This is a genomic window from Amycolatopsis umgeniensis (assembly GCF_014205155.1).
Taxonomy (GTDB): Bacteria; Actinomycetota; Actinomycetes; order Mycobacteriales; family Pseudonocardiaceae; genus Amycolatopsis; species Amycolatopsis umgeniensis.
Genome location: NZ_JACHMX010000001.1, coordinates 7,373,291 through 7,384,265 on the forward strand (window position 1 = coordinate 7,373,291; position 10,975 = coordinate 7,384,265).

The 10,975-nt window shown below is 69.7% G+C and carries 11 protein-coding genes; 7 read left to right on the top strand and 4 right to left on the bottom strand.

Annotated elements, in window-relative coordinates; all coding sequences use genetic code 11:
- Nucleotides 1-43 precede the first annotated feature (43 nt).
- Nucleotides 44-1,309 carry an alpha/beta hydrolase gene (locus HDA45_RS34360; protein ID WP_184902453.1) on the bottom strand — a complete coding sequence of 422 codons (1,266 nt, stop codon included), beginning with the start codon at nt 1,307-1,309 and terminating at the stop codon, nt 44-46.
- 66 nt (nt 1,310-1,375) lie between these two features.
- Between HDA45_RS34360 and HDA45_RS34365 the strand changes: the two genes are divergently transcribed.
- The 7 genes from HDA45_RS34365 (at nt 1,376) to HDA45_RS34395 (ending at nt 8,211) form a co-directional block, all read left to right on the top strand.
- Nucleotides 1,376-2,767, top strand: coding sequence for a WS/DGAT/MGAT family O-acyltransferase (locus HDA45_RS34365; protein ID WP_184902455.1), 1,392 nt, complete (start codon nt 1,376-1,378; stop codon nt 2,765-2,767).
- Nucleotides 2,768-2,851: 84 nt separating this feature from the next.
- The gene (locus HDA45_RS34370; protein WP_184902458.1) at nt 2,852-3,916 is read left to right on the top strand and encodes an acyl-CoA dehydrogenase family protein; all 1,065 of its coding nucleotides are present in this window, start codon (nt 2,852-2,854) and stop codon (nt 3,914-3,916) included.
- Between the two features lie 4 nt (nt 3,917-3,920).
- Nucleotides 3,921-5,093 carry an acyl-CoA dehydrogenase family protein gene (locus HDA45_RS34375; RefSeq protein ID WP_184902460.1) on the top strand — a complete coding sequence of 391 codons (1,173 nt, stop codon included), beginning with the start codon at nt 3,921-3,923 and terminating at the stop codon, nt 5,091-5,093.
- A complete protein-coding gene (locus HDA45_RS34380) occupies nt 5,090-6,004 on the top strand; it encodes a bifunctional MaoC family dehydratase N-terminal/OB-fold nucleic acid binding domain-containing protein (protein ID WP_184902463.1) in 915 nt (304 codons plus the stop codon). Before HDA45_RS34375 ends, HDA45_RS34380 begins: the two co-directional genes overlap by 4 nt.
- Nucleotides 6,001-6,396: a MaoC family dehydratase gene (locus HDA45_RS34385; RefSeq protein ID WP_184902465.1), complete on the top strand. Its 396-nt coding sequence runs from the start codon at nt 6,001-6,003 to the stop codon at nt 6,394-6,396. Before HDA45_RS34380 ends, HDA45_RS34385 begins: the two co-directional genes overlap by 4 nt.
- A complete protein-coding gene (locus HDA45_RS34390) occupies nt 6,396-7,565 on the top strand; it encodes a lipid-transfer protein (RefSeq protein ID WP_184902467.1) in 1,170 nt (389 codons plus the stop codon). Before HDA45_RS34385 ends, HDA45_RS34390 begins: the two co-directional genes overlap by 1 nt.
- Before the next feature lie 76 nt (nt 7,566-7,641).
- The gene (locus HDA45_RS34395; protein ID WP_184902469.1) at nt 7,642-8,211 is read left to right on the top strand and encodes a DUF5134 domain-containing protein; all 570 of its coding nucleotides are present in this window, start codon (nt 7,642-7,644) and stop codon (nt 8,209-8,211) included.
- Nucleotides 8,212-8,744: 533 nt separating this feature from the next.
- Here the strand turns inward: HDA45_RS34395 and HDA45_RS34400 are convergent.
- The 3 genes from HDA45_RS34400 to HDA45_RS34410 form a co-directional block, all read right to left on the bottom strand.
- Nucleotides 8,745-9,203, bottom strand: coding sequence for a riboflavin kinase (locus HDA45_RS34400; protein ID WP_184902471.1), 459 nt, complete (start codon nt 9,201-9,203; stop codon nt 8,745-8,747).
- A gap of 100 nt (nt 9,204-9,303) precedes the next feature.
- Nucleotides 9,304-10,053: a class I SAM-dependent methyltransferase gene (locus tag HDA45_RS34405; protein ID WP_184906337.1), complete on the bottom strand. Its 750-nt coding sequence runs from the start codon at nt 10,051-10,053 to the stop codon at nt 9,304-9,306.
- 52 nt (nt 10,054-10,105) lie between these two features.
- Entirely contained in the window at nt 10,106-10,969 is an 864-nt protein-coding gene (locus HDA45_RS34410; RefSeq protein ID WP_184902474.1) for a MaoC/PaaZ C-terminal domain-containing protein, read from the bottom strand.
- Between the last annotated feature and the right edge of the window lie 6 nt (nt 10,970-10,975).

Genomic DNA, 10,975 nt, shown 5'->3' on the forward strand with positions numbered 1-10,975 from the left:
CTCACGTGATCAGGGGCCGCACTCGCGTGATCAGAGACGGAACTCACGTGACTGGGCGCCGCACTCGGTGTGCGTTGGACCGCAGCCAGCCGCGATACGCCCATTCCAGGAACCGCTCCACCCCGCGGACCACATGCGCGCTGCGGATCGAGGGGAAGACGTCGAAGGCGTGCTGCGCGCCGGAGATCTCCGCGTACGCGACCTCGCGCTGGGACTTCTCGCTCAGTCGGCGCACGAACTCGCGGGCCTCGCCCACCGGCACCAGCGAGTCGTGGACGCCGTGGATGACGAAGAACGGCGGAGCGTCCTCGGTGATCCTGTCCAGCGGTGACGCCGCGATGTAGTCGTCGAGGAAGTTCACCGGATCCTTGTCCGCCTCGAAGACGTGCCGGGCGATCAGCGTCTTCAGCCGGGTCTGGCTGGAACGGCGCCCGCTGGTCGCGGCGAAGTCGTACACGCCGTAGTGCGGGGCGCACGCCTGGATGCTCGTGTCGGCCTCGGTGAAGCCGGGCTGCAGGGCCGGGTCGTTCGCGGTCAGCGCCAGGAGCGCCGCGAGATGCCCGCCCGCCGAACCCCCGGTGACGGCGACGAAGCCCGGGTCGCCGCCGTAGGACTCGGCGTTGTCCCGGATCCAGGCCAGCGCGCGTTTCGCCGCGACGATATGCGCGGGCCACCGGGCGGCGGGGGAGAGCGGGTAGTTGATCGCGATGCAGATCCAGCCGCGTTTGGCCATGTGCAGCATCAGCGGCAGACCCTGCTGGTCCTTGTTGCCGATCACCCACGCGCCGCCGTGCACCTGCAGCAGGATCGGCGCGCCGGTGACCTTCTCGCGCGGGGCGTAGACGTCGAGCAGGAACCGCTTCCCGCCGGGTGCGTAGGCGATGTCACGGGTCCGCCGGACCGCCGGGTCGCGCATGCGGAACGGCATCGCCAGCTGGCCCCACGGGGTCGCGAGGTCCGTCGGGCTCGGCGGGTGCTCGAGTTCGTCGGCGTAGGCCGTGCCGATGCCCTCCGTCAGCGCCGTCTCGATCTCGTCGCGGGCTCGCTGGGACTGCGCGATCAGCGTGCCGAGCCCGGCCGCCGACGCGGCCGCGAGCGCGAGGCCGGCCTTGCTCGATTTGCCCCGGTGGCGCGCGACGTGCGCGGCGGTGTCGGCCGCGGTGAGCGCGAGCAGATGCGGGGCGAGTTCCCCGGTCAGCCAACCCGCGAAGAAGGCGGGAACCGCCGTCCGGGCGCCTCTCGGCGGCTTCAACGCGTTCGCGGTGAGCGCGAGCTGGAGTGCCTGGCGGACGACGAAACTCGGCTGCATGGGCACCGATCCTACCGCCGGGTGACCGTCTAGAACCGGTTGCAAAGTTCACTTAAGGTGATTCTTATGCGGAGATTGAGTGGTCTCGACGCGAGTTTCCTCTACCTGGAGACACCCGCCCAGGTCCTGCACGTCTGCGGGCTGCTCACCCTCGACGGTTCGACCATGCCCGGGGGCTACGATTTCGAGCGCTTCAAGGAGAAACTGGCCGAACGGGTGCGGCTGATCCCGGCATTCAGGCGCAAGCTGCACAATCCACTCTGGAATCTGACCCATCCGGTCTGGGTCGAGGACGAGGACTTCGACCTCGAAGCCCACGTTCACCGGATCGGCGTACCCGCACCCGGTGACCGGCGCGAGCTGGCCGAACTGTGCGCCCACATCGCGGGACAACGGCTGGACCGCGCGCAGCCGCTCTGGCAGTTGCACGTCATCGAGGGCCTGGCGGGCGGCGAGATCGCGGTCCTGCTGAAGATGCACCATGCCAGCGTCGACGGGGTCAGCGGCGCCAGCCTGATCACCTATCTGGCCGGCCTCGAACCGGACGCCCCGCCGCCGGAGATCGCGCGGGACGAACGCCACAACGGGGCCGTTCCCGGACGGCGCGCGCTGCTCGGCGCGGGGCTGACGTCGTTCGCGAAACGCCCGGCCGAGGTGGTGAAGCTGCTCCCGGATCTGCTCCAGCTCGTCCCGAAATGGCTCGGCAAGGCGTTGCAGGGCAAGGGAATGCCGGTCCCGTTCACCGCTCCGCGCACTTCGTTCAACGGGACGATCACCGCGCATCGCAGCGTCGCCTACGCCTCACTCGACCTCGACGAGGTCAAACGGATCAAGAACGCCTTCGGGGTGACCGTCAACGACGTCGTCCTCGCCGTCGTTTCCGGTGCCCTGCGGCAGTTCCTGCGAGACCGGGGTGAACTGCCGGACGATCCGCTGGTGGCGACCGTGCCGGTGTCGGTGCACGAGCGCACCGAGCGCGACCACGGCAGCAACAAGGTCTCGGCCTTCTTCGCGTCGCTGCCCACCCATCTGGAGGATCCCGCCGCGCGCGTGTTCATGCTCGCGGAGTCGAACAGGCTGTCCAAGGACCATCACCACGACATCGACGCCGACATGCTCGGAGACTGGGCGCAGTTCTCCGCGGCGACCATGTTCGGCCTCGCGGTGCGCGCGTATTCCGCGCTGCGCCTGGCCGAACGGCATCCGGTGGTGCACAACCTGGTGGTGTCCAATGTGCCCGGTCCGCCGATGCCGCTGTACCTGCTGGGCTGCCGCATCACCGGGCTGTACCCGCTCGGGCCGGTGTTCCACGGCGCCGGGCTCAACGTCACCGTGCTGTCCAACGCGGGCCGGGTGGACGTCGGCCTGCTCGGCGCCCGCGAACTCACCGGCGACCTGTGGCCGCTCGCCGACCACTTCCCCGATGCTCTCCACGAACTCCTCAAGGTCGCTCCCTGACGAGGGGTTGCCGTTCGGCCGCCTTCCGGATAAGACTAGAACAGGTTTCAGTATTGTGCCCGTTCGCCCCGGTGAGGAGCCAGTGTGGACTTCCAGTTCGACGAGACGCAGACCGAGGTCACCGCGCTGGCCGCGCGCGTGCTCGGCAAGGAGCGTGAACCCGCCGGGACCTGGCGCGCGCTCGCCGACTCCGGTCTGCTGGCGCTGGCGCTGCCCACCGAACTCGGTGGTGACGGCCTCGGCGTCGCCGAAGTCGCCTTGGTGCTGACCGAACTCGGCCGCGTCGCTTCGCCGACGCCCGCGGTGGCGTCGCTGGCGTTCGGTGTCCTGCCGGTCATGGCGCTCGGCGGCCCGGACCAGCGCGCGGCCCTGCTCCCGGCCGTCGCCGCGGGCGAATCCGTGCTCACCGCCGCACTGCACGAACCTTCCGCGCCCTTCACCGCCCGGCCCGCGACCGCGGCGGACCCGGCGGGGGACTGGCGGCTGAGCGGGGTCAAGGTCGGCGTGCCGTTCGCCGCCGAGGCGACCCGGATCCTGACGCCGGTCTCGATGCCCGGCGGCACCGGAGTCTTCCTGGTCGACCCCCGGTCGGACGGCGTGAGGCTGACACCGACGAGAACCTCTTCCGGCACACCGGACTACACGATGACGCTGGATTCCGTGACCGTCACCGACGCCGATCTCCTCAACGGGCACGGCCCGGGCGAATCGATCGCGGCCCTGCACCGGTTCGCGCTCGCGGGCACCGTGGCGTTCGGCGACGGGTTGCTCGCCGGCGCGCTGGCGCTGACCACCAAGCACATCGGCGAACGTGAGCAGTTCGGACGCCCGCTGGCGGCGTTCCAGGCGGTGGCGCAGCAGATCGCGGACGTCTACGTCGCTTCGAGGACCGTCCAGCTGGCCGCGCGCTCGGCGGTCTGGCGGCTCGCGGCGGGGCTCGACGCCGAGGCGGACCTCGACGTCGCGGCATACTGGCTGGCGGAGGAGGCGCCCGGGGCGCTGGCCACCTGCCACCACCTGCACGGCGGGATCGGGGTGGACGAAACGTATCCGCTGCACCGGTTCTCGTCGGCGGTCAAGGATCTCGGACGGACGCTCGGCGGCGCCTCGCATCGGCTGGCCGCACTGGGCGAACTGGCAGCGGGGTGACACGATGCTGATCGAATTGACCGCGGCGCAACAACAACTGCGCACCGAACTGCGAAAGTACTTCGCCGGTCTGGTGAGCGCGGACGAACGACGCGCGATGCTGCGCGAGCGGCACGGACCGGTGTACCGCGAGATCGTGCGGCGGATGGGCCGTGACGGCTGGCTCGGCGTCGGCTGGCCCGAACAGTACGGCGGCCGGGGTTTCGGCGAGATCGAGCAGCACCTCTTCGTCGACGAGGCCGCCCGCGCCGACGTCCAGCTGCCGTCGGTGACCCTGCAGACCGTCGGCCCCACGTTGCAGGCTTTCGGTACCGAAGCCCAGAAGTCCTTCTTCCTGCCCAAAATCCTGGCGGGTGAGATCCATTTCGCCATCGGCTACACCGAACCCGACGCGGGCACGGATCTCGCGTCGCTGCGGACCACCGCCGTGCGCGAGGGCGACGAGTATGTCGTCAACGGCCAGAAGACGTTCACCACCGGCGGGCACGACGCCGATTACCTCTGGCTCGCCGTGCGGACGGCTCCGGACGCGCCGAAGCACAAGGGGATCTCGATCCTCATCGCCAGTACTCGCGATCCCGGCTATTCGTGGACGCCGATCATCACCTGCGACGGCGCGCACCATGTGAACGCCACGTACTACTCGGACGTCCGAGTGCCCGCGGACATGCTGGTGGGCAAGGAGAACGAGGGCTGGCGGCTGATCACCACGCAGCTGAACCACGAACGCGTCATGCTCGGCCCGGCCGGCCGCGTCGGCGGACTCCACGCCCGCGTCCGCGAGTGGGCCGCGGCCAGGAAGACGCCGGACGGCACACCGTTGACGCGGCTGCCGGACGTCCGCGGCGTACTCGCGGAAACCCTGGCGGCCGCCCGCGTCAACGAACTGCTGAACTGGCAGGTCGCGGCGTCGTCGGCGACCGGACCGGTGGCCGTGGCCGACGCCTCCGCCACCAAGATCTTCGGTTCCGAACGTATCCAGCGGCTGGCCAGGAGACTGGAGGAGATCGTGGCGCGACACGGCGATCAGGCCGACGCCGAAACCGCGGAACTGGCGCTGTGGCTGGACGTGGTGGCCAAACGCAATCTGGTGCTGACCTTCGGCGGCGGCGTCAACGAGGTCCAGCGCGAGCTGATCGCCACCGCCGGGCTCGGGTTGCCGAGGGTGCCGCGATGAGCATCCAGGAAGCGGCCGAACGCATCGCCGGGCAAGGCGAATCCGCGCCGAGGGCCGCCCGTGACGCTGTCAACCAGGCGATGGTGAACAACTGGGTCGAGGCCATCGGCGACCGCAACCCCGTCTATGTCGATGAGGAGTTCGCCGCGAAGAGTGTCCACAAGGGACTCGTCGCGCCTCCCGCGATGGCGCAGGTGTGGACGATGGGCGGGCTGCACTGGACGAGGGCTTCGGACGACCCGCTCGGCGCGATGATGGAGGTGCTCGACGAAGCCGGGTTCACCTCGGTCGTCGCGACCAACTCCGAGCAGAACTACCACCGCTATCTGCGCACCGGTGAGCACGTCTCGGCGACCGCGAAACTCGAAAGCGTCGTCGGGCCGAAACGCACCGCGCTGGGCGAAGGCTGGTTCGTGACGACGAAGACCACCTGGTACGTCGGGGACGAAGCCGTCGCGGACATGGTGTTCCGGGTGCTGAAGTTCCGCCCGCCGGACGCCGCGCCCGCCAAGGCGGCCGCCCCGGTGCTGCGGCCGGTGATCAGCAAGGACACCGAATTCTTCTGGGCCGGACTGCGCGAGGGAGAACTGCGGATCCAGCGGTGGGGCGAGACGCTGCGGCATCCGCCCGGGCCGATGCCACCGGACGGCGACCTCGGCGCGAAGCCGGACCACGTCGTCGCGTGCGGACGCGGAACGGTCTACAGCTACGTGGTGCACCACCATCCGAAGGTCCCCGGCAAGGATCTGCCGTTCGTGGTCGCGCTCGTCGAACTGGAGGAGGGAGTCCGCGTGATGGGCGAGCTGCTCGACGCCGATCCCGAAACAGTCCACATCGGACTCGGAGTGGAAGCCGCCTTCGTGAAGATCGACGAGGAACTGACGTTGCCCGCTTGGAGGGTCGCGCGATGAAGGACTGTCCGGTCGGCACCGAGCTGCCGCCGCTGACGATCGAGGCCACCCCGACCTTCGTGGTGAGCACCGCGCTGGCGACCCGGGATTTCCAGGACGTCCACCACGATCGGGACGCCGCGCTCCAGCGGGGATCGAAGGACATCTTCCTCAACATCCTCACCGACACCGGTCTGGTGCAGCGGTTCGTGACCGACTGGGCGGGGCCGGAGGCGTTCGTGCGGTCGATCAAGATCCGGCTCGGGGTGCCCTGCTACGCCTACGACACGCTGACCTTCACCGGACGGGTCACGGAACGGGACGGTGACGACGTGGTGATCGCGGTGTCCGGTGTGGACAGTCTGGGCGAACACGTGGTGGGAACCGTGGCACTCACGCTGGGAGGCGAGTGATGACCCTGTCCGGGCGGGCCGCGATCGCCGGTATCGGCGCGACGGAGTTCTCCAAGGATTCCGGGCGCAGCGAGCTGCGGTTGGCGGCTGAAGCGGTCTCGAGTGCACTCGAGGACGCCGGGCTCAAGCCGTCCGATGTGGACGGTCTGGTCTCGTTCACCATGGACGGCAACAGCGAGATCGCCGTGGCGCGCGAGCTCGGTGTCCCCGAACTCAAGTTCTTCAGCCGGATCCACTACGGCGGCGGGGCGGCGGCCGCGACCGTGCAGCAGGCCGCGATGGCCGTCGCGACCGGTGTCGCGGACGTCGTCGTCGCGTACCGGGCCTTCAACGAACGGTCCGGGATGCGCTTCGGCCAGGTCTCGTCGGCCGCGGCGGGGCAGGTGAACTCCTCCGGTGTCGACAACGCGTTCCACTACCCGATGGGGATCGCGACACCGGCCGCGACCGTCGCCATGCTCGCCCGGCGCTACATGCACGAGTACGGCGCGACCAGCGAGGACTTCGGCCGGGTGGCCGTCGTCGATCGCGCCCGCGCGGCGACGAACCCGAAGGCGTGGTTCTACGGCAAGCCGATCACGCTCGAGGACCATCAGGCGTCGCGCTGGGTCGCCGAACCGTTGCACCTGCTCGACTGCTGTCAGGAGAGCGACGGCGGTGTCGCCCTGGTGATCACCAGCGCCGAGCGGGCGCGCGACCTGCCGCACCGGCCTGCCGTGATCGCCGCCGCCGCGCAGGGGAGTGGTCCGGACCAGTACGTGATGACCAGCTACTACCGCGACGACCTGCCCGCGTTGCCCGAGATGGGTGTCGTGGGACGGCAGCTGTGGGCGCAGTCCGGGCTCGGGCCCGGCGACATGGACCTCGCCGTGCTGTACGACCACTTCACCCCTTATGTCCTGATGCAGCTGGAAGAACTCGGCTTCTGCGGGAAGGGCGAGGCCAAGGACTTCATCGGCGGCGGCACCCTGGAACTCGACGGGAAGCTGCCGCTCAACCCGCACGGCGGGCAGCTGGGGGAGGCCTACATCCACGGGATGAACGGGATCGCCGAAGGGGTCCGGCAGCTGCGCGGCGACGCCGTCAACCAGGTCGACGGGGCCTCACGGGTGCTGGTGACCGCCGGAACCGGCGTACCTACGAGCGGATTGGTCTTGACCGCCGGCTGAGATCACCTCAATGCCCCCTGGTGTACTAGAGCGGTACCTGCCACGGTGAAGGGGATTCCGGTCGGCGGGAGGTGCCATGTCGGGTCCAGTCGTCATAGCGTGGACACTGACCGCGGTGTTCGCCGCGCTGGTCTTGCCGTGCGTGCTGAGACTCGTCCGGCTGGACTACGGGCGCCACGGCACGGCGGTCCGCAACGGTGATCTGGCCGAATTGCTGCTCGTCGTCGCCATGGTCGCGATGCTGTCCCCGGTGGGCGGCCCGATCCCCGCGGCGGGCTGGCAGGCCGTGCTGGCGCTGACGGCGGGCTGGTTCACCGTCTCGTGGTGGAAGGGGCGGCGGTCCGGGCACTCCGCGTGCGGCCACCACGCCGTCTCCGCCGCGGCGATGCTGTTCATGGTGACTTTCATGCCGCACAGCGAGGTCTCGCACGGGCCCTGGCTGGTGATGTCCGGCCCCGGTGCCGCTTCGGCGCTGTGGCTTTCCCTGCTTTTCGGCGCCGTGGCCGCGTATTTCGCGGTGGACGCGATCCGCGCGGGGGTTTCGGCCGCGCGGGGTACCACCGGCGAGGGCCAGATCTCACGCCGGGTGTGCCGGGTCGTGATGGGGCTGGGGATGGGCTACATGCTGCTGGGCGCGGCCGTCTGACGTCTCGTGAATGGCTGAGACGGGTTCTAGTGAGGGGTAAGGCGACCTGTCTTGGTCGTGGTAGGGCCGCACGCGCGTTGCGAAAGCCACTTTCGCAACGGTGAAGGTTGCGAAAGTGGCTTTCGCAACGCCTGCCAGGGTTCCAAGGGCCGGGTGACGCCTCGCCGCCACGCTGATGTCGCGAAAGCCACTTTCGCGACATCAGGTGTCCCGAAAGTGGCTTTCGCGACACCTAAAGCTGACGCCCCCGGCGACCCGGCCCGGCACCTTCGCCGTGCCCCTCACCAACCGTCCTGGTCCCTACTGGGCTACATGCTGCTAGGCGCGTCCGTCTGACGTCCCGTGAATGGCTAGGACGGTTCTAGTGAGGGGTAAGGCAACCTGTCTTGGTCGTGGCCGCCACGCTGATGTCGCGAAAGCCACTTTCGCGACATCAAGTGTCCCGAAAGTGGCTTTCGCGACACCCAAAGCTGACGCCCTTGGCGACCCGGCCCGGCACCTTCGCCGTACTCCTCACCAACCGTCCTGCTCACTCACGAGGTCGGTACGCGCCGCACGACGCCGTTCTCGGCGTCACCCGCGTCCGGCAGGCCCTCCGCCGGGTTGTCCGCGGCCCACTTGCCCGCGTCGGCGATGTCCTTGTTGAGCGCGACGATCAGCGCCTCCGACGACGGGTACTTCTCCTGCTCCCGCAGGTGGTGGCCCAGCCACACGGTCAGGACCTCGCCATAGAGGTCCCCGCCGAAGTCCAGCAGATGCGCCTCGACGAGCCGGTAGCCGTCCGCGCCGTAGTACGTCGGGCGCCTGCCGACCGAGACCGCGGCCGCGATCCGGGTGCCGTCGGCGCGTTCGGCCCAGCCCGCCCACACTCCGTCGCCGACTTGGCCGTCTTGGTCGCGCAGCGCGATGTTGGCCGTCGGGAAGCCCAGTTCCCGGCCCCGCTGATCGCCCTTCTCCACCTGGCCACGGACCACGAAGTACTCCGCCGTCATGCCGCCCCCGTCCTCGCTGTCACAAAAGCCATGAATACCACGAGCGGCATCCGGGGTCGACCGCCGTCCACGCCACGGGAGCCGTCCACTGTGTACTCGATCACGTGGTGACGAGCCGGTATCCGAGGTCCAGTTCGGTCCGGCCCAGCAGGCCGACGTGGTGCCGGTGCCAGTGCCCGTCGGCGAGGTCGGCGCGCAACCGGCCGACGGCCGCCGCGACGACGTTCTGGTCCAGCAGCGCGACCCCGGACATCCCGGCGCGCACGCGTTCGGACAGGTAGGCCTCCGGCCTGCGCCAATACGCGCCGAGGAATCCGTCGACGCAGTCCGAGGGCACCGGCAGCGGAGTCACCGACGGAGTCTCGCCCGCCGCGCTCAGCTCCTCGGCGATCCTGTCGAGGCAGGCCAACCGGCTTTCGTGCTCGGCGATCTCCGGCAGGTAGTCCCGCACGAGCCAGAAGCGCGCGAACACCGCCTGGTCCCAGGTCACGATCACCTGGCGACGGGACACCCGCCGCAACTCGGCCAGCCCGGCGGTCACGTCCGTCCAGTGGTGCACGGTGAGCACCGCCAGGGCGACGTCGAAGGCCCCGTCGCGGAAGGGCAGCCCTTCCGCGCAAGCCTGGACGGCGGGAGCCGCGGTGACCGGACGCTGCCCGATCATCCGCGACGACGGTTCGACGGCGATCACGCCTCGGTCTTCGGGTTCGTAGGAACCGGCCCCGGCCCCGACGTTGACCACCGACCGCGCGTCGCCGAGCGCGGCGGTCACGGCGGCCGCGATCCGGGGATCCGGGCGTCTCGATCGCGCGTAGTCCCGGCCTAGTTCGGCATACGGGTCCGAGATCAAGGGGCGCACCCGGACGAGTCTAGCCAGAGCCGCTACCTGCGGGAACGAGGATTCAGTCTGTAGTGGTCAAGAAAGTGTCGGAAAGGACGGGTGCCTCGTCCCGATCCGGCGCCGTGGTCGTGATCAGCAGCCCGGCGGGCTCCCGCCAGACGCGGGTCCGCAGCGGCTCGCCGGGGAAGACGACGCCGGCGAACTTGGCCGCGAAGGAGGCGACGCGAGCGGTGTCGCCGTCGAGGAATTCGTCGGTGACGGCCTTCGCGATGACGCCGTAGGTGCACAGGCCGTGCAGGATCGGCTTGCCGAACCCGGCCGCCGCGGCGAACGAGGGATCCGCGTGTAGCGGATTGCGATCCCCGCAGAGCCGGTAGAGCAGTGCCTGCTGCGGCAATGTCGGCGTGTCGATAACGGCGTCCGGATCCCGCGACGGAAGTTCCACGCGATCGGACGGCCCGCGCTCGCCGCCGAAACCCCCTTCGCCACGGGCGAAGATGCTCGACCGCAGCGTCCACAGTGGAGTCCCGTCGGAGTCGGTGGCGACCGTCTCGTTCACGATCACGGCCGCCTTGCCCTTGTCGAAGACGTCGACGATCCGCGTCCTGGCCACGGCCTTGCCCGACGCCGGGATCGGCCGGTGCGCGATCACTTCCTGTTTGCCGTGCAACACCTTCCCGAGGTCGACCTCGACACCGGGGAACGAGACGGCGGGCGGCTCGAACACGCGCAGGTTCGCCGCCACGGTGGCGAACGTCGGCAGCACCTGGAGCCCGTCCTCGTAGGTGTAGCGCAGCTCCCGCGGGCTCGTCGGATCCGAGCCCGCGCCCAGCGCCAGGTGGTACAGCTGCACGTCGGAGGCGGTCCAGGCGAAGCTCACCTCGCCGAGGTCGGCGCCGATCGCGACCGAAGGATCGATGGGCACGAAGAA

What these genes read in the sequence shown, in the direction of transcription:
- HDA45_RS34360 (WP_184902453.1), bottom strand. Translation starts at nt 1,309, where the DNA reads ATGCAGCCGAGTTTCGTCGTCCGCCAGGCACTCCAGCTCGCGCTCACC.
- HDA45_RS34365 (WP_184902455.1), top strand. Translation starts at nt 1,376, where the DNA reads ATGCGGAGATTGAGTGGTCTCGACGCGAGTTTCCTCTACCTGGAGACA.
- HDA45_RS34375 (WP_184902460.1), top strand. Translation starts at nt 3,921, where the DNA reads ATGCTGATCGAATTGACCGCGGCGCAACAACAACTGCGCACCGAACTG.
- HDA45_RS34380 (WP_184902463.1), top strand. Translation starts at nt 5,090, where the DNA reads ATGAGCATCCAGGAAGCGGCCGAACGCATCGCCGGGCAAGGCGAATCC.
- HDA45_RS34385 (WP_184902465.1), top strand. Translation starts at nt 6,001, where the DNA reads ATGAAGGACTGTCCGGTCGGCACCGAGCTGCCGCCGCTGACGATCGAG.
- HDA45_RS34390 (WP_184902467.1), top strand. Translation starts at nt 6,396, where the DNA reads ATGACCCTGTCCGGGCGGGCCGCGATCGCCGGTATCGGCGCGACGGAG.
- HDA45_RS34395 (WP_184902469.1), top strand. Translation starts at nt 7,642, where the DNA reads ATGTCGGGTCCAGTCGTCATAGCGTGGACACTGACCGCGGTGTTCGCC.
- HDA45_RS34400 (WP_184902471.1), bottom strand. Translation starts at nt 9,203, where the DNA reads ATGACGGCGGAGTACTTCGTGGTCCGTGGCCAGGTGGAGAAGGGCGAT.